General features: G+C 69.9%; 20 protein-coding genes. 7 read left to right on the plus strand and 13 right to left on the minus strand.

The genetic code is table 11. The features are described 5' to 3' along the window. Positions 1-21 precede the first annotated feature (21 nt). The 11 genes from AC1DG4_RS12635 to purL form a co-directional block, all read right to left on the minus strand. Complete coding sequence (locus AC1DG4_RS12635; protein ID WP_477381107.1) at positions 22-627, minus strand: hypothetical protein; 606 nt, start codon at positions 625-627, stop codon at positions 22-24. Continuing rightward, positions 624-1,190, minus strand: coding sequence for a hypothetical protein (locus AC1DG4_RS12640; protein ID WP_477381109.1), 567 nt, complete (start codon positions 1,188-1,190; stop codon positions 624-626). Before AC1DG4_RS12640 ends, AC1DG4_RS12635 begins: the two co-directional genes overlap by 4 nt. Beyond that, entirely contained in the window at positions 1,187-1,531 is a 345-nt protein-coding gene (locus tag AC1DG4_RS12645) for a hypothetical protein (RefSeq protein ID WP_477381111.1), read from the minus strand. The genes AC1DG4_RS12640 and AC1DG4_RS12645 overlap by 4 nt, the downstream gene beginning before the upstream one ends. After that, entirely contained in the window at positions 1,528-1,719 is a 192-nt protein-coding gene (locus tag AC1DG4_RS12650) for a hypothetical protein (RefSeq protein WP_477381112.1), read from the minus strand. The genes AC1DG4_RS12645 and AC1DG4_RS12650 overlap by 4 nt, the downstream gene beginning before the upstream one ends. Beyond that, on the minus strand, positions 1,716-2,144 hold the full coding sequence (locus AC1DG4_RS12655; protein WP_477381114.1) for an Asp23/Gls24 family envelope stress response protein: 429 nt from the start codon (positions 2,142-2,144) through the stop codon (positions 1,716-1,718). The genes AC1DG4_RS12650 and AC1DG4_RS12655 overlap by 4 nt, the downstream gene beginning before the upstream one ends. A 142-nt stretch (positions 2,145-2,286) precedes the next feature. Further along, positions 2,287-2,637 carry a TraR/DksA family transcriptional regulator gene (locus AC1DG4_RS12660; protein WP_477381116.1) on the minus strand — a complete coding sequence of 117 codons (351 nt, stop codon included), beginning with the start codon at positions 2,635-2,637 and terminating at the stop codon, positions 2,287-2,289. Between the two features lie 32 nt (positions 2,638-2,669). Then, positions 2,670-4,271 (minus strand): amidohydrolase, encoded by a 1,602-nt coding sequence (locus AC1DG4_RS12665; protein WP_477421264.1) that lies wholly within the window; start codon positions 4,269-4,271, stop codon positions 2,670-2,672. Between the two features lie 2 nt (positions 4,272-4,273). After that, positions 4,274-5,647: an APC family permease gene (locus tag AC1DG4_RS12670; protein ID WP_477381120.1), complete on the minus strand. Its 1,374-nt coding sequence runs from the start codon at positions 5,645-5,647 to the stop codon at positions 4,274-4,276. 131 nt (positions 5,648-5,778) lie between these two features. Then, positions 5,779-6,798, minus strand: coding sequence for a LacI family DNA-binding transcriptional regulator (locus AC1DG4_RS12675; RefSeq protein WP_477381122.1), 1,020 nt, complete (start codon positions 6,796-6,798; stop codon positions 5,779-5,781). Positions 6,799-6,867: 69 nt separating this feature from the next. Then, complete coding sequence (locus AC1DG4_RS12680; protein ID WP_477381124.1) at positions 6,868-7,032, minus strand: hypothetical protein; 165 nt, start codon at positions 7,030-7,032, stop codon at positions 6,868-6,870. 16 nt (positions 7,033-7,048) lie between these two features. After that, positions 7,049-9,391, minus strand: a complete 2,343-nt coding sequence (purL, locus tag AC1DG4_RS12685) for a phosphoribosylformylglycinamidine synthase subunit PurL (RefSeq protein ID WP_477381126.1) — start codon at positions 9,389-9,391, stop codon at positions 7,049-7,051. A 235-nt stretch (positions 9,392-9,626) separates the two neighbouring features. Here purL and AC1DG4_RS12690 point away from each other — a divergent pair, with 235 nt between their 5' ends. The 4 genes from AC1DG4_RS12690 to AC1DG4_RS12705 are packed head-to-tail and all read left to right on the plus strand — an operon-like array spanning position 9,627 to position 12,177. Further along, positions 9,627-9,806 carry a hypothetical protein gene (locus AC1DG4_RS12690; RefSeq protein ID WP_477381127.1) on the plus strand — a complete coding sequence of 60 codons (180 nt, stop codon included), beginning with the start codon at positions 9,627-9,629 and terminating at the stop codon, positions 9,804-9,806. Positions 9,807-9,846: 40 nt separating this feature from the next. After that, positions 9,847-10,905, plus strand: a complete 1,059-nt coding sequence (locus tag AC1DG4_RS12695; RefSeq protein ID WP_477381129.1) for an iron-containing redox enzyme family protein — start codon at positions 9,847-9,849, stop codon at positions 10,903-10,905. After that, positions 10,902-11,099, plus strand: a complete 198-nt coding sequence (locus AC1DG4_RS12700) for a CDGSH iron-sulfur domain-containing protein (RefSeq protein WP_477381131.1) — start codon at positions 10,902-10,904, stop codon at positions 11,097-11,099. The genes AC1DG4_RS12695 and AC1DG4_RS12700 overlap by 4 nt, the downstream gene beginning before the upstream one ends. 16 nt (positions 11,100-11,115) lie before the next feature. Beyond that, positions 11,116-12,177, plus strand: a complete 1,062-nt coding sequence (locus AC1DG4_RS12705; protein ID WP_477381133.1) for a carboxylate-amine ligase — start codon at positions 11,116-11,118, stop codon at positions 12,175-12,177. 51 nt (positions 12,178-12,228) lie between these two features. Here the strand turns inward: AC1DG4_RS12705 and AC1DG4_RS12710 are convergent, their stop codons facing one another. Next, positions 12,229-12,537, minus strand: coding sequence for a DUF7882 family protein (locus AC1DG4_RS12710; protein WP_477381135.1), 309 nt, complete (start codon positions 12,535-12,537; stop codon positions 12,229-12,231). Between the two features lie 681 nt (positions 12,538-13,218). Further along, positions 13,219-14,214: an SDR family NAD(P)-dependent oxidoreductase gene (locus tag AC1DG4_RS12715; RefSeq protein WP_477381137.1), complete on the minus strand. Its 996-nt coding sequence runs from the start codon at positions 14,212-14,214 to the stop codon at positions 13,219-13,221. 106 nt (positions 14,215-14,320) lie between these two features. Here AC1DG4_RS12715 and AC1DG4_RS12720 point away from each other — a divergent pair, with 106 nt between their 5' ends. From AC1DG4_RS12720 to AC1DG4_RS12730, 3 genes are all read left to right on the plus strand, one after another. Then, positions 14,321-14,893 (plus strand): TetR/AcrR family transcriptional regulator, encoded by a 573-nt coding sequence (locus tag AC1DG4_RS12720; RefSeq protein WP_477381139.1) that lies wholly within the window; start codon positions 14,321-14,323, stop codon positions 14,891-14,893. Positions 14,894-14,973: 80 nt separating this feature from the next. Continuing rightward, positions 14,974-15,513 carry a hypothetical protein gene (locus AC1DG4_RS12725; RefSeq protein ID WP_477381141.1) on the plus strand — a complete coding sequence of 180 codons (540 nt, stop codon included), beginning with the start codon at positions 14,974-14,976 and terminating at the stop codon, positions 15,511-15,513. Between the two features lie 359 nt (positions 15,514-15,872). Continuing rightward, the gene (locus AC1DG4_RS12730) at positions 15,873-16,376 is read left to right on the plus strand and encodes a PKD domain-containing protein (RefSeq protein ID WP_477381143.1); all 504 of its coding nucleotides are present in this window, start codon (positions 15,873-15,875) and stop codon (positions 16,374-16,376) included. The last annotated feature ends 39 nt before the right edge of the window (positions 16,377-16,415 follow it).

A 16,415-nucleotide genomic window follows, 5' to 3' on the forward strand; every position in this document is an offset into this window, starting at 1 on the left:
GTCCGTGCTCGGACGGATCCGTCATCGTGTTCGTGCAGGGGAGCGGAGCCGGTCGAAGCCGCCGCGGTCGGCGAAGTGCACCACCACGGGCCCGCGTGTGCCGCTGAGCGCGTCCCAACCCTCGACGGCGCGCTCCGTCTCGGCGAGCAGCGCGGCGAGATCCGCACCGGAGCGGGGGACGACCGAGAGACGCAGCGCGGTCCTCCCGGCGAAGCGGTAGCCCTGCATGCGCGAGGAGAGGACGTCCCCCCGGTGCCGGAGCGGCTCCGTGAGCACCGCGTCGGCGATCGTCTCGTCCACGGCCGTGCTGCCGGCGCTGTCGGTGAACCGCAGCACGGTGCGGGTGCGCGGCCGCCTGCGCGTGCCCACAAATACGATGAGGGCGATCGCGAGGATCAGCCCGGCCCCGATGACCGTGATGCGGGCACCCTCGGGGGATCCCCACGGCAGGCTCCAGGAGCTCACGGTGCGCAGCGCGTCATCGATCGTGCGCCGCACGGGCTGCCACCAGGGCGCGACAAGGCGCTCGGGAAGCAGCGGACGCGCGGCGAGCACTGCGCCGACGAGCGCGACCAGCCCCGCCACCAGCAGCAGCGTTCGGTTCAGGATCCTGCTGGAGGAGGTCATGCGACCACTCCTTTCTCCGCGACCGCCACGATCGGGCGGATGTCGAATCCCACGCGCTCGAGTGCTCGCCGCGCGGCGTCCACGGCACCGGCCCTGTCGACCGGCACGCCGCTGAGTGGGCGGATCCGCACCTTCACACGCCGTGCGGTCACGGTCGCGGAGACCTGCGACGTCGGCAGCATGCAGTGCCCTGCGACGGCCTGCGCCGCCGTGTCGGCGAGTAGACCGTCGTCGACGACGAGGTCCACCCGCGCGCTGGTGCGTCCGTGTCGGGGGCGACGGCCGGGCGCGAGCGCGAGCACGATGAGCGCGATGCCCACGATGCCCGCGACCACGGCGGCCGCCGCCCGCCAGGACGGCTCCTCCCAGGCCGTCCCCACGGCCGCCGCGGCCCCCTGGACCACGGACGCTCCCGACGCGTCCGTGGTCCAGATCGCGGCGGCCGCGGCGCCGAACGCCGCAAGCAGGAGCACAGCCGCGACGACGACGGCGGGACCCGTACGAGCGGTGCGGAGCTCACGGCGCAGCAGGCGCCGGTCCACGACCCGATCCCTCTCGTTCATCGCACCCTCCTCGTGTCTTCGCGGCGCACGCCGCTGAAACGCAGATCCACACTGTCCACGCGCCGTCCCGCCTGATCCGCCATGCCCGTCACCAGGGATGCCCGCACGTCGGCGCCCTGCTCCTCGAGCGTCCGCTCCACCGCGTCTCCCATCCGCAGCGGCAGCGTCACCGTGGCGTGCAGGCCTCCGCGCGCATCGTCCCAGTGCAGGGCGACCTCACGCGGGTGGGCCCCGGAGGCGCTCGCGACGAGGCCCACGGCGAGGCGGCGCAGCGCCCGCGCCGTGATGGTCGTCCGCCCCCGCAGCGCCGGCTCCGTCATGAGCGCGGACTCCGCGCTCATGACGAGCTGCGCCGCCCCCGCAGCGCCTGGGCCAGCCCGTGCAGGTCGATGTCGCCGCGCACGAGGCGGGCGACCCCCACCCCGACCAGCATGGCGAGACCCACGAACAGGAAGGCCCAGAAGCCGAAGGCGACCCAGGTCAGGGCGAGCACCGCACCGACGGCGGCGCCGATGGTGCTCGCGTTCACTGGACTCGCGCCTCCTGGCCGTCGTCATCCTCGTCCTGGGACGGGATGTGCACGTCGTTGATGGTGACGTTGACCTCGGTGACCTCCAGGCCCACGAGCTCCTGCATCGCCGTGTACACGGCCGCGCGGACGGCGGATGCCAGACCCTGCAGCGAGACCGGGTATTCCGCGACGAGTGTCACGTCGACGGCCACCTGGCGCTCGCCGACCTCGACGCCGATGCCCTGGGCGAGGTCGGTCGAGTTCAGTGCGTCGCGGATGGCGCCGACGACGCGGGCGGCTCCACCCCCGAGCGCGTGCACGCCCGGAACGTCGCGCGCGGCGATGCCGGCGATCTTCGCGACGACCGCATCCTCGATCGTGGTCTTCCCGCCCTGGCCTGCCGCGCTCTCTGCGGCCTGCTTCCCGGTGATGTCGTTAGCCATGTCCGTTCCCCCTCGGTGGTGCGCACTCCCCGTGCGTGTCGCTGTCTGCGACGTCACCTCAATGACGGAGCCGGATGCCGATTCGTCACAAAAAAGTTCGGGGGAGGTTCGGATCCCTGTCAGACGACCGCCCTCGTCACCTTCAGCGCCCCAGTCGCTCGGCGCAGGCGACGCAGTGCTCGGCGAAAGGGCGCACCTCGAGCCGTGCAGGCGGAATCGGTCGACCGCATGAGGCGCACGCCCCGTAGGCGCCCGCGTCGAGGCGGGCGAGGGCGTCGTCGACCTGCTGCAACTGAGCGGCGGCATCCTCCGCGAGCGCCGAGAGCCGTGACCACTCGGACGACAGCGTCACGCCCTCCGGATCGTGCTCGTCGTCGTCGTTCGAGCCCGCTCTGTCGTGCACGAGCGCGTCGAGCGCGTGCGATGCCGACGCGGCCCGCGCCGCAGCGCGCAGGCGGAGCTCGTCGAGCAGCACGCGGGCGTCGGCGGTCATGCGGCTCACTCTAGATGTCCCGGAGCTGCGGCTCAGCTCCCCGCGGTGGGTGCTCCGTCGACGAGGGTGAGCAGCACGCGCGCTCCGATGAGCTCCTCGGGCGAGGCGTCCCACGGGTCGCGGTCGACCACGACCAGGTCCGCCGGTGCACCGGGGACGAGGCGTCCGCCGTCCGAGCCGACCGCGCGATGCGCATGCGTCGTATACCCCTCGAGCGCTTCGACGGGGGTGAGTGCCTGGTCCGGCGCGACCGCCGAGGAGCCGGGGGTCGCGACGGACCGGCGTCCCTGCGCGTCCGCCATGATCTCCCATGGGTCGAAGGCCGCGACTGGCCAGTCCGAGCCCAGCGCGAGCACCGCTCCGCTGTGGCGCACGTCGGCCGTGCGCCAGGCGCGCGCGGCCCGCTCGGCGCCGAGGCGTCGCGACCAGTCGTCCGAGCCGTCGGTGCGCACGTGGTGCGTGCAGTGCGTGGGCTGCATGCTCGCGACGATCCCGCTCGAGCCGATCAGGGCGATGACGTCGTCCTCCACCGACTCGATGTGCTCGATGCGGTGGGGCGGGCCACCCGTCGGCAGAGCCGCGAGCGTCTCCGCGACGAAGCGGATCCCCTGCTCGCCGATCGCGTGCGTCGCGGTCGGAACCCCGGCGCCGTGGAACTCCCGCACCCGCTCGGCGTAGGCTTCGGCGGGCGTCCACGCGGAGGCCAGGCCCTCGCCCTCGGCGTCGGGGCGCGACAGCCAGGCGGTGCCCCCCTCGACCGTGCCGTCGATGAAGAACTTCACCCCTTCGATCCGGTAGCGTCGCCCGCCGCGGCCCTGGAGCGCGATGAGTTCGGCGACGTCTTCGTCCGTCGTCTCCGGCGTGACCCAGGGGGAGATCCGCAGGCGCACGGGCAGGTCACCGGTGGCTTCGATCGCGGCCAGGAGGTCGAGGGCGTCGTCGTCCTGCAAGTCCATGACGTGCGCCGCCGTGATGCCGACGGAGGCCATGTCGGACAGGAGATCGCGCAGCTGGGTGACCCGGTCGGCGAACCCCAGGGAGGGAAGCGCCCGCTCGACGATCTCCATGGTCGGGAACTCGATCAGGTGCCCGGTGAGCTTCCCCTCCTCATCGCCCACGGCTCCGGATCCGTCCGGATGCGTGACAGGGGCGTCGATGCCCGCGAGCGCGAGGGCGGACGCCGAAGCGATGCCCGAATGCGCGTCGAACATCTTGACGTAGGCCGGGCGGGCGTCTCCCAGGACCTCGTGCAGGACCGCGTTGCCGATCGCACGTCCTTCGAACGCGCTCGGGTCCAGGCCCCAGGCGAGGAACCACTCGTCGCCGGCCTGTTCGTCGCGACCCCGCTCGAGTGCGGCGATGAGCTCGTCATAGGTGTGCACGCCCGTCAGCGAGAGTCCTCGGACGATGCCGAGGCTGTAGATCGGATGGCTGTGCGCGTCGACGAGGCCCGGGATGATCGTCGCAGTCGGGTGCGTGATGAGCCTGGTGGCGGGACCGGCGAGGGCGAGCACCTCGGATCGGGGTCCGACGGCGGAGATCCGTCCGTCGGCGATCGCGACGGCATCCGCCCCGTCCACGGTCTSGGGCGCGAGCGAGCGCACCCGGGCTCCGACGATGATCGTGTCGGTCACCATCACTCCTTCAGATCGAGGGTCGGGGTGGGGCGGCGGAAGAACCGCGTGACGATGAGCAGCAGCACGAAGCCGATCGCCAGCCAGGAGAGGCCCACCAGGAAGGTCATGCCGGTGAGGTTGGTCCACAGCCACACCGTGAGCGCGAACCCGACCCCGGGCAGGACCAGATTGTTCAGCGCATGCCGTCCGCCGCGCTCGCCGCGGTCGACGAAGTAGTGCTTGATCGTCGACAGGTTCACGCAGGAGAACGCGATGAGCGCCCCGAAGCTGATCATGTTCGACACGGTGAGGAGATCCGCGAACAGGGCGTAGAGCGAGACGGCCGAGACGATGAGGATCGGGGCGACCGGAGTTCCGAAGCGCGCGCTCAGGCGACCGAAGACGGCGCGCGGCAGCACGCCGTCGCGTCCCATCGCGAACAGGATGCGCGCGACGGAGGCCTGCGACGTGAGCGCGGATCCGATGCTGCCCGCGATGAAGCCCGCGATGAACAGGACGGACAGCCACTGCTGGCCGAGCGAGGCGACGACCTCGATGCTGGCGGTGTCGGCGGACGTGAAGCGGTTCGACGGGTAGGCGATCTGCGCGACATAGGTGAGCAGGATGAACAGCAGCCCCGCGACCACGGTGACGATCATGATCGCCCGGGGCACGGTTCGGCGGGAATCCTTCGCCTCCTCGGCGAGGGTCGAGACCGAGTCGAAGCCCAGGAACGACAGGCAGAGGATCGCCGCGCCCTGGAACAGGGGGAAGACGCTGCCGACCGTGCCGTCGCCGGTGAACGGCACGAGCGGATCGACAGCCTGGCCGGCCGCCGCACCCAGGGAGAGGGCGACGAACGCGACGATGAAGACGGCCTGCACGGCGATGATGACGAAGTTCGCGCGGGCGACGGAGACGATGCCGACCACGTTGAGCACGGTGACCACGGCGATGGCGGCGACGATCCAGACCCAGGTGGGGACGCCGGGGAAGCTGCTGCCCATGTACAGGCCGATGATGAGGTAGTTGATCATCGGCAGGAACAGATAGTCCAGCAGCAGCGCCCAGCCGGCGAGGAATCCGATGGCGCCGCCGAACGACTGCTGCGTGTACACGTAGGCGGAGCCGGAATACGGGTAGGCGACCGACATCCGCGCATAGGAGCGCGCCGTGAACACCATCGCGACGAGCGTTATGACGTAGGTCGCGGCGACGCGTCCTCCGGTGAGCTGAGTGACGATGCCGTACGTCGTGAACGCGGTCAGCGGCACCATGTAGACGAGGCCGAACAGCACGAGCGACGGCACGCCGAGCACACGTTTGAAACGCCCCTCCGTGACCTGGGCGGTGAGCTCGGTCGGTGCGACCAGGGATTCGTCGGGCGTGGACATAAGGGGCTCCTGGGGAGCGACGCGACATCGCCGTCGGTCGCAGAGGTCTGCGGGTCAAGGTGCTGAAAGCGTAGCAATATCGATAAAGCAATACAACCGGTTCTGCAGGGAACGGTTCGCGATCCTTGGCGTCAGGCGTGACCGAGCGTGGACGCGCGATGGTGGACGGTGATCGGCACGACCTCGCGGAGCGGCGCTGCCGCGGGGTCGCCGTCGGAGTCGAGCACGGCGAGAGCGGCGAGGACGCAGCGTCGCCCGAACTCGCGGGGCTGCAGGTCGATCGCCGTGATCGAGGGCCGGGTGAGCGAGAGCACGTCCGTGTCGACGAGGGCGGCGACGAGCAGATCCTCTCCGACACGGCGGCCGAGCTGCTGCGCACTGGTCACGACGCTGAGCACGGTGCCGTCGGAGACGGACACGATCGCGTCGACCGGATCCTCGTCGTCGGTCGCGATCAGCGCCGAGACCGCCGCGTGGATGACCTCGGGCGGTGCGGGATGCTCCACCTCGGAGATGCGGGGCACGATGCCGTGCTCGGCGCACCACCCCTCGAACGCGTCCCGCACGGTGAGCGCCCAGTATCCGCGCAGCTCGGGGAACAGCATCGCCGGGCGGCGGACGCCGCGGTCGAGGAGATGGTCCATGAGCGCGCGCACCGCGGGCCCGTGCTCACTCGTGACCCACGCGCGGGGTTCCGGGAGGCCTGCGGGCACCGGCTCTCCGGTGATCACGGGCAGGCGTCCGGCCAGCAGCGTGTGCACGACCGGATCATTGAGATCGGGGTCGAGCAGGATCACGGCGTCGGCGGGCAGCTGGTCGGCGCGGTCGGCGGACTGCTCGGTCGGCAGCATGATCACGGTCATGCCCGCACGGTTCGCCTCCTCGACGATGCCGAAGGTCGCCTCCATGTAGTACGACATCGTGGTGCTGTCCGGCGGCAGGCGCAGGGCGAGCATCCCGGTGCGCGAGCCCTTGAGATGGCGGGCGACGGTGTTGGGCCGGTACCCCAGCTCATCGGCGACCTCGCGCACGCGGCGGCGCATCTCCTCCGATACGCGACCGCGTCCGGTGATCGCGAACGATGCGGTCGAACGGGACACGCCGAGCCTGTCGGCGATGTCCTGCAGGGTCACCGCACGTTCGGATCGCATGCTGTCGAACCTACTCCGTGCGCATCGCGCCGGCCGTCCCGGGGCCCTCGGGGTCCGCTGGCGCCGGGGTCAGCCGAGCAGCACCGTGAGCACCGTGGATCCGCCGCCCACCAGGATGAGCGCGACGATCACGACCCACGCGGTGACGCGGATCCGGCGCTGCCGCCGGGTGCTGTAGATCGAGAGGTCCTCGGCGTTCTCCGAGTCCGTCGAAGCGTCGGGTGTGCTGTTCACGTCGTCCTCCGCGACCTCAGGCGCCGACCGCTGAGCCTGTCGACGGGTCCGCGACGGTCGGGCCGAACGCGGCCGGCAGGGTCGCCTGAGAGGTCGCTCGAAGGTCGTCGACGGAGACGGTGAAGACATCCTGAACCTCGAGCTGCGGCGCACTGTCGGTCACGCCGATGCGCAGCACCGGGTAGCCCCGGCCCTCGCACAGCCCCTGGAACTTCACGTCGTCCTCGCGCGGCACGGTCACGATCACGCGGCCGGCCGACTCGGAGAACAGAGCGGTCGCGGCGTCCACGGCATCGCGCTCCATGAGCTCGGTCAGCCACACGCGGGCGCCGACGCCGAAGCGCATCACGCCTTCGGCGAGGGCCTGGCCGAGGCCGCCCTCGCTGAGGTCGTGCGCCGAGGAGATCAGCCACTCGTCGCGCGCCGCACCGATCAGGCCCGCCAGGCGCTTCTCGCCGGCCAGGTCGACCTTGGGCGGCAGGCCGCCGAGGTGGTCGTGGATGACGTCGGCCCAGGCGGATCCGCTCAACTCGGTCGAGGTGGTGCCGAGCAGGTAGATGTTCTGACCCTCGTCCTGCCAACCGGAGGGGATCCGGCGCGAGACGTCGTCGATGATGCCGAGCACGCCGACCAGCGGGGTCGGGTGGATCGGCACGTCGCCGGTCTGGTTGTAGAACGAGACGTTTCCGCCCGTGACCGGGGTGCCGAGCTCGAAGCAGCCGTCGGCGAGGCCGTCGACGGTCTGGCCGAACTGCCACATGACCTCGGGGTTCTCGGGGGATCCGAAGTTCAGGCAGTCGGTGATCGCGGTGGGCGCAGCTCCCGTGACGGCGACGTTGCGGTACGCCTCGGCGAGCGCCAGCTGCGCGCCGGCGTACGGGTCGAGCTGGCTGTAGCGGCCGTTCGCGTCGGTGGAGATCGAGAAGCCGAGGCCCGACTCCTCGTCGACGCGGATCATGCCGGCGTCGTCGGGGAAGGCGAGGGCGGTGTTGCCGAGCACGTAGTAGTCGTACTGGTTGGTGATCCAGCGGGTGTCGGCGAGGTTCGGGCTCTCCAGCAGCGCGAGGAACTGCTGCTTGAGGGCCTCGGGGTCGTTGTCCCGGGGGAGCAGCTCTGCGGCGTCGGCCTGCAGCGCGTCGATCCAGGTGGGGTAGGCGACCGGACGATCGTAGACCGGGCCGTCGACGGCGACCGTGGAGGGGTCCACATCGACGATGCGCTCGCCCTGCCAGTCGATGATGAGACGGCCGTCGCCGGTGACCTCGCCGAGAACCGAGGTCTCCACGTCCCACTTGTTCACGACGGCGAGGAACGCGTCGAGCTTCTCGGGGGCGACGATCGCCATCATGCGCTCCTGCGACTCCGACATGAGGATCTCCTCAGCGGTCAGGGTGGGGTCGCGCAGCAGCACGTTGTCGAGCGACACCTTCATGCCGCTGTTGCCGTTGGCGGCCAGCTCGCTCGTGGCGCAGGAGATCCCGGCAGCGCCGAGATCCTGGATCGCCTCGACGAGCTCGTCGCGGTACAGCTCGAGGCAGCACTCGATGAGCACCTTCTCGGCGAACGGGTCGCCGACCTGCACCGCGGGGCGCTTGGTCGGGCCGGTCTCATCGAATGAGTCGGAGGCGAGGATCGACGCGCCGCCGATGCCGTCGCCACCGGTGCGGGCGCCGAAGAGCACGACCTTGTTGCCGACGCCGGTCGCGTTAGCGAGCTTGAGGTCCTCGTGGCGGAGCACGCCGACCGCGAGGGCGTTCACCAGCGGGTTGGCCTGGTAGACGGCGTCGAAGACCGTCTCGCCACCGATGTTCGGCAGGCCGAGGCAGTTGCCGTAGAAGCTGATGCCGGCGGTGACGCCGTGCACGACGCGGGCCGTGTCGGGGTCGTCGATCGCGCCGAAGCGCAGCGCGTCCATGACAGCGACCGGGCGGGCGCCCATCGAGATGATGTCGCGGACGATGCCGCCGACGCCGGTCGCGGCGCCCTGGAACGGCTCGATGAACGAGGGGTGATTGTGCGACTCGGCCTTGAACGTGACGGCCCAGCCCTCACCGACGTCGATCACTCCCGCGTTCTGCCCCATGCCGACCATGAGGCGCTTCTTCATCTCGTCCGAGACCTTCTGCCCGAACCGGCGAAGGTAGTTCTTCGACGACTTGTAGGAGCAGTGCTCGCTCCACATCACCGAGTACATCGCCAGCTCGCCCGACGTGGGGCGGCGGCCCAGGATCTCGCGGATCCGCGCGTACTCATCGTCCTTGAGGCCGAGCGCCGCGTACGGCTGCTCCTTCTCCGGGGTCGCTTCTGCGTTGGCGACCGAGTCGGGGACGTGGTCGATGGGGGTGTTCGGAGAGGTCACGCGGGCTCCTGGAGCGAGGGGAGGCGGGGCGGGATCCAGTCTACGTGCGGTGGCGCGGGCAGGCGTCCCCGGTGTGCGGCGGCTGGTCAGGAGCGTCGCTAGCACGCCGGCGCCGCGGGGACAAGACGGAAGACGGCCGCCGGTGAGCGGCATAGCGTGTGCCCTGAAACCGGCGCCCTGTCGATCGCTCAGGCGGCGATTCCGAACCGGAAGCCCGAATGCGAAGGAGACGATGATGACGAACAACCCGCAGATGCCGCTGAGACCGGAAGATCCGGACGAGGTGAACCCCGATATGCCCCTCATGAAGGATGCGGACGGTGACGAGAAGCTCGACCCGGATGCCGCCGACGAGCTGATCGACAGCGCGGAAGCCGACCGGATCGCCGCCGAGACCGAGTCCCGAGAGGAATGACATCGGCACCGGAACCACGGCTCTGGCAGGAAGGCACGCGATGAGTTCGTGGGCAACCGCCGCACCGGCCGTCGCACCGGCCGCCACACCGCTGACGGCGCGAGGTCCTCTGAGCAGCGCGCTGGTGCAGGCGCTTGGCGAGGGAGACATGCGAGAGGGCATCTCCGCGCTCGCCGAGCACGCGGTGGCGGGCGCGGCGGACATCATCCATGACGACGATGTTCAGCTCTCGCTGTTCGTCCTGTATGCGTCGGCCTACGGATCCGTTCCCGCGTTCGATGCGCGCCATGAGTGGGATCCGCGGCTGATCGAGGTGCGACGCGTCTTGGAGGAGGCGTTCGAGGCCGCGCTCCGCGAGGTCGTCCCGGTGGGCCCGTCGCCCGAGCCGGCACAGGCATCTGTCGCGTCGGCGCTGTTCACGCTGACTGCGGAGGACGCGGGGCCGAGCCTGGCCCGCTATGTCGCGAAGAAGGCCACCCGGGAGCAGGCCCTGGAGTTCCTCATCCACCGTTCGATCTACACCCTGCGGGAAGCCGATCCGCACTCGTGGGCGATTCCGCGCCTGCATGGGCGAGCCAAGGCCGCGCTCGTGGAGATCCAGTCCGATGAATACGGAGGGGGACGCGCGGATCGCGTGCACGCGGAGATCTTCGCGAAGGCGATGCGGGGTGCGGCGCTCGACGACCGTTACGCCGGCTACGTGGACGCGGTGCCGGCGGTCACCCTCTGTTCGCTGAACATGATGTCGATGTTCGGGATGAACCGGCGGTTGCTGGGCTCGATCGTGGGTCATCTCGCGGCGTTCGAGATGACGTCGTCGATTCCGAACCGGCTCTATGGCGATGGACTTCGTCGACTGGGCTTCGGCGAGGAGGTGACCGACTACTTCGACGAGCACGTCGAGGCGGATGCGGTGCACGAGCAGATAGCCGGACGTGATCTCGCAGGCGCCCTTGCCGAGGACCAGCCCGAACTGCTCGGGGACATCATGTTCGGCGCGGCCGCATGCCTGACGGTGGACGGGCTTGTCGCTGCTCACATGCTCGAGAGCTGGACGCGCGGCGAGTCCTCGCTGCGCACGTCGAAGGGCGCGGAATGAAAGCCGTGCCCGCGACGGTCACCCCGTACCCCGACGGTCCGTTGATCGTGCGCGGCGACGTCGAGCTGCTGGCCGGCGATGGGACGCCGATCCCGAGGCGGAGGCGCACGGTGGCCCTGTGCCGTTGCGGGTTGTCCACGATCAAGCCCTTCTGCGACGGGACGCACAAAGCGGCAGGGTTCAGGGCGGACTGAGGTCAAGGCGGACTGAATGGACACCACCTTCGGGATCGAAGAGGAGTTCATGCTCCTCGATCCCCGCACGCTGAGGCCGGTCGACTGCGCGGTCGGGGCGATCGAGGCCCTCGACGATGGCGGGCAGAGGGGCGCCGTGAGCCTGGAGTTCCTGTCGTGCCAGGTCGAATACGCGACACCCGTATGCACGACCATGGCCGAAGCCCAGGACGCTCTTCTGGGCTTCCGCCGCCGGCTCGGGCGATGGGCCGCGGACGCCGGGGTGGTGGCCGCAGGGACGGGGACGCCGTTCGGTCGCTCCGCGTCTGCGGGGATCAGTCCCGGTGCGCGGTACTCGCACATCTCCTCCGATGTCGCAGCGCTCGCCGGCGAGCACCAGATCAACGGCCTGCACATCCATGTCGGAGTGGACCGCGATGCGGGCGTCAGAGCCTCCAACGCGCTGCGTCCTTGGCTGCCCGTCCTGCTCGCGCTGTCGGCGAATTCGCCGTTCTGGGATGCCCGCGATACGGGTTACGACAGCTGGCGGGCCATCCATTCCCGCCGGTGGACGACGTACGGGATCCCGCCCGCCTTTCGCCACACGGACGACTATGACGCCACGGTCGCCGCCCTGGTCGGAATCGGTGCCACCTCGGATGTTCGGGGGCTCAACTGGAACATGCGCCTCTCGACCAGGTTCCCCACCCTCGAGGTACGCGTGTGCGACGCGCAACTCGACGCGGAGTCATCGGTCTCGTTGGCGATCGCCGTGCGGGCGCTCGTCGACGCCGCACGCGACTCGCCGATCGTCTCGGACGAGGACCGGGGACCCTGGGACGCCGCCCTCTGGCATGCGGCCCGGCACGGCACGAAGGATACGCTGGTCCATCCCGACACCGGGCGCCTGGCCCCCGCGGCGGACGCGCTGAATGCGCTCCGCGCCCGCATCATCCCGCACCTTCGCGATCGTGATGAGACGCGCGCGGTGGAAGCGCTGCTGGCACGGCGCGAGACCGGCGCGTCACTGCAGCGCCAGGCCTACCGGGCAGGGCTCCCGGCCCTGGCGCAGCTCTATCGGGATCGACTCGTTGGCTGAGCCGATCCGCGGCGGGAGCTGCGTGGATCCGCGGCCCGAGCCGCGTGCGCGTCAGAGTTCCAGGGTGGCCTCGTCGGGGAGCAGGATCCCGCCGGACGTGTTGGCGGAGTTCGCGTAGGCCTGGATGCGCCGCGGGTCGATCTCCGGCGGGGTCGGATCCGTGAACTCGAACCGCAGCGGGATGGACGGGTGCAGCCAGATCGTGGAGCGTCCGAGGGGCTGCTCGCCGTCGTGGCGCCAGGACAGCGTGAAACTCTCGTTGCGCCGGAGCTTCGTCGCGATCACGACCTTCAGATGAGCAAGAGCGATGTCGTCGATCTCGATCGGATGCTCAGAGCCGCCGTAATAGAGGATTGCCATGGTCCGGACGCTACGCCCCTCGGTCGGATCCGGCGAGGATCAGCGCGCATGCCGGTGCGGTCCTGTCGATGCGGTCCGCGCCGTCCCCGGGGGATAGGGACCGGGTCGGTGGCGATCCGACCCGGTCCCTGGGAGTTCCGCGGCTTGGCGGGGCCTTGAAGCCTGGGGAGGCTCCGCATGCGCCGGGATCTTCTCCTGTACCCATTCCCGGTGACAAGGATGACGGTAGCCAGGATCCCCCGCCGCGCGTAGGGGGTTGACCGGTCGCGGTTCAGCGGCTATGCGGCCTCGCGCGGCTCCTGACTCTCGCGCACGACGCGGGACCCGCTGAAGTCCGTGTGCGACAATCCAAGCCCGCCACCCATGTCAGGGGGCGTCGTTGGGGAGGAACCGTGGGAATCACCGCCGGAGCGCTCGTCGCCGTCTTCGTCGCGCTGTTCATCGTGCTGGTGGTGCGGCGCCGGAAGTAGCGCACGGCCGAGGCGCTGCGCCCCGCGCTCGCTCCCTCGCGCGACGCCTGCACGACCGTGCGACGCCTGCACGACCGTGCGTGCGACGCCTGCACGACCGTGCGTGCGACGCCTGCACGACCGTGCGACGCCTGCACGACGGATCCGGTGGTCGGATCCTGCAGGCGTCGCATGATCGTGCAGGCGTCACGGCGCTGGCGCGCGGCGCGGGTTACTGCACCGACCACCCGCCGTCCGAGGCGAGGATCGCGCCGTTGATGTTCACGGCGTCGTCCGAGAGTAGGAACGTGATCGATGCGGCAAGCTGCTCGGCGGTGGCGACGGTGGGGATCGCCTGCTGGAACGGCGCGAGGCGGCCGGATCCGTACTCGGACATGTGCGGCGGCATCGGGATCCCGGTCGCGACGCCGCCCGGGGCGACGGAGTTCACGCGGATGCCCTTCGGTCCGTACATGAAGGCCGCGGACTTCGTGACCCCGATGATGCCGTGCTTGCTTGCCGTGTAGGCGTTGCCGGATGCGTTGCCGCGCAGACCGGCCTCGCTCGAGACGTTGAGGACGGATCCGCGTCCCGCCGCCTCCATGAGCGGCAGCACAGCGCGCATGAGCTTGAACGGAGCGGTGAGGTTGATCGCGATCACGCGATCCCACACGGCGTCGGGCGTCTCGCCGGCGGGGGAGAAGTCGTCGTTGATGCCGGCGACGTTCGCGAGGCCGTCGATGCGGTCATCTGCCGCGGCGACGACGCGGTCGATCGCGTCCTGCTGGGTGAGGTCGCCGGCGACGGTCACGATGCCGGGCAGCTCCGCGCTCAGAGCCTCGAGCTTGTCCGCGGCGATGTCGCAGGCGATGACACGACCGCCCTCGCGGGCGATGCGGGAGGCGGTGGCCTTGCCGATCCCCGACGCGGCCCCCGTGACGATTACGGTCTTCCCGTCGAAGCGTCCGGGTGTGAACTTCTCCGCCCATCCCTGCGGGGCGGAGTCTTCGGGGATCTCTCCGCCGTTCGCGGCGCGCACGAGGTCGTCGACGACGGACTGCGGCATGGCGCCCTGGCTCATCACGACGAGCTGCTGCAGCGGCAGTCCGAGGACGGGGGTGAGCGAGTCGGCGCTCGCGCCCGACTGCGCCAGCAGCCCGCGGATCAGTTCGCCGCCGGTCGGATCGGCCAGCCAGTCGCCGATGGAGGAATTCGCGGTCAGGGCCATGGGTGTCTCCTTCGTTGGCTCGTGGATCCGGCCGCCTCGGCTGCGATCGAGTTTCGCAACGGCGCGTCCACTTATTCCTGAGCGTACACCTCGCTACCCTCGGAGGGTGCCCCGTCCGCGCAGTGAGAACGCCCGTCAGTCCGTGCTGGCGGCGATGCGTCGTGCGCTCGCGGCAGACGGCTATGACGCCGTGACGATCGAGGGCCTCGCCGCCGAGGCGGAGGTCTCGAAGCAGACGATCTACCGCTGGTGGGGGTCGAAGGCGGCGATCCTCGGTGAGGCGCTGCTCGAGGGCTCGCTCCCGGGCGCGGACGTCGCGCTGCCGTTCTCGACGGACCTGGCGGCCGACCTGCGGTCGTGGTTCGCGACGGCGGGCTCGCATCTGTCGCGCCCGGAGAACGTCGCGCTCGCTCGGGCGCTCATCGCGGTGACGGCGACGGATCCGGAGCTGGGCGAGGCGTTGAACCACCGGTTCGCGGATCCGATCGTGTCGTGGATCGTCGCCCGGATCCTCCGCGCCCAACAAGAAGGTGCGGTGCGGGCCGATGCCGACCCGGCCGCCGCGGCCGACCAGTTCGTCGCGGCGACGTCATACGCGGCGCTGCTCGGGAGGCCGCTCACAGCCGATCGCGTGGATGCGCTCGTGGACCTTGTGATGCACGGGCTCGCGGTGCGCTGAGGTTCGCCCGTCGAGCCGTCCGTTCGTGGGCCTGTGGATAACTTCCGCGGCGGTCCGGCGGATCTGGCTACGGTGTCGGGATGAATCCTCGGCTCAGTGCTCTTCTTGCCTCGGTCCTTGTCGCCGCCACGACGGCGATCGCCGGCTGCGCACCCGGCCCGGCGCCTAAACCKACGCACACCCCTCTGTTTACGAGCGAGGCGGAGGCGTTCAAGGCGGCGGAGCAGGTGTATCGGGACTACACCGAGGAGGCGAACGCTAGCCGGAATGGCGACTCCAAAGCGGATCCAGAGAAGTACCTGGCTGGGACCGCGCTCGAGGATGTCATCAAGTCGCGCAGAGAGATCAAAGCTGCAGGTCTGACGGCAAGCGGCAGCCTCACGGTGCAATCGTTCGCTGGAACCAGCTTCAACTCCGCAGTGAACTCGGTCTTGGGGGTCGTCTGCATTGGTATCGGCGATACCCGCGTCACGAACGACAAGGGGCAGGATGTAACGCCGACGGATCGCCCGAGCGTTTCAGCTCTCAGTATTGAGTTCGCATCGCTAGGTAGTCGTTCGAATTTGGTCATCACGAAGTCAGAGAGTTCGAGCGCACCATGCTTAGCACTAAGTCGGTAGTTGGTTGCCTACTGATCGGCGGTGTGCTGACTACGAGCGCTATCGCTCCTCCGTCAGCGCTGGTCGCCCGCGGCGCCGCGTGTAGCCAGGAGATACTGCTTGTTCTCGGCGAGTGCCCGCAATCCGATGGTGACTCGGTGACGATCACGGGGTCACAGAGTCAGCTCGAGAGCGGTATCGAGCCATGGCCAGGCGTTCCGGAGCCATTCACCGGTGACGCTCCGGGTGAGCTCGAACCATCGAGCCCACAACAACGGCCCAGGTCAATCTCGATGACCTGCCGCGATGACACACACGAAGACCAGAGTTGCCTGGGCGGTATCCGCGTCGATGTCCCAACCACCCAGATGCCAGCCCCGATGCCTCCTGACGCCTCCGGCTGGAGCGTCACCATCACCGACCTCGCCCGCTTCGTCCCCTCCGCGGCGACGGTCGCAGGCGAACCTGCCAACGTCGCCGTCGTCGGCCTGCCCGCGAACCTCCTCAGCAGCGCGAAGACCGAAACGATCCCGGGCACGATCCTCGGCCGGCAGCTGAGTATCCGCTTCACTCCCGTGAACTTCGCCTTCGACTACGGCGACGGAGAGCGCCGCGACAGCGCCGGGCCCGGCACCGCGTGGGACGCGAACGGCCAGGCGCAGTTCACGCCCACCAACACGAGCCACGTCTACAAGGAGGCCGGCCGCTACACCGTCACGGTGACCGTCACCTACGCCGCCGATATCGACCTCGGCGGCGGTTGGATCCCGGTTCGCGGCACCGTGAACGGTCCACCCGCCGGACAGGAGATCCGCGTTGTGAAGGCGCACACGGCGCTCGTTCTCGGCACCTGTCAGGAGCGGCCGTCGGCTCCGGGCTGCTGAAGATCGTTTCCACAACCGTTCAGCCAACCCATAAGGTCG

The organism is Microbacterium sp. 05N427 (assembly GCF_056397105.1).

Coding starts and splice junctions, on each gene's coding strand:
- AC1DG4_RS12660 (WP_477381116.1), bottom strand. CDS start 2,637: ATGACCGCCGACGCCCGCGTGCTGCTCGACGAGCTCCGCCTGCGCGCT.
- AC1DG4_RS12710 (WP_477381135.1), bottom strand. CDS start 12,537: ATGGCAATCCTCTATTACGGCGGCTCTGAGCATCCGATCGAGATCGAC.
- AC1DG4_RS12715 (WP_477381137.1), bottom strand. CDS start 14,214: ATGGCCCTGACCGCGAATTCCTCCATCGGCGACTGGCTGGCCGATCCG.
- AC1DG4_RS12700 (WP_477381131.1), top strand. CDS start 10,902: ATGAAAGCCGTGCCCGCGACGGTCACCCCGTACCCCGACGGTCCGTTG.
- AC1DG4_RS12645 (WP_477381111.1), bottom strand. CDS start 1,531: ATGAGCGCGGAGTCCGCGCTCATGACGGAGCCGGCGCTGCGGGGGCGG.
- AC1DG4_RS12675 (WP_477381122.1), bottom strand. CDS start 6,798: ATGCGATCCGAACGTGCGGTGACCCTGCAGGACATCGCCGACAGGCTC.
- AC1DG4_RS12635 (WP_477381107.1), bottom strand. CDS start 627: ATGACCTCCTCCAGCAGGATCCTGAACCGAACGCTGCTGCTGGTGGCG.
- AC1DG4_RS12640 (WP_477381109.1), bottom strand. CDS start 1,190: ATGAACGAGAGGGATCGGGTCGTGGACCGGCGCCTGCTGCGCCGTGAG.
- AC1DG4_RS12695 (WP_477381129.1), top strand. CDS start 9,847: ATGAGTTCGTGGGCAACCGCCGCACCGGCCGTCGCACCGGCCGCCACA.
- AC1DG4_RS12690 (WP_477381127.1), top strand. CDS start 9,627: ATGACGAACAACCCGCAGATGCCGCTGAGACCGGAAGATCCGGACGAG.
- AC1DG4_RS12670 (WP_477381120.1), bottom strand. CDS start 5,647: ATGTCCACGCCCGACGAATCCCTGGTCGCACCGACCGAGCTCACCGCC.
- AC1DG4_RS12705 (WP_477381133.1), top strand. CDS start 11,116: ATGGACACCACCTTCGGGATCGAAGAGGAGTTCATGCTCCTCGATCCC.
- AC1DG4_RS12730 (WP_477381143.1), top strand. CDS start 15,873: ATGCCTCCTGACGCCTCCGGCTGGAGCGTCACCATCACCGACCTCGCC.
- AC1DG4_RS12655 (WP_477381114.1), bottom strand. CDS start 2,144: ATGGCTAACGACATCACCGGGAAGCAGGCCGCAGAGAGCGCGGCAGGC.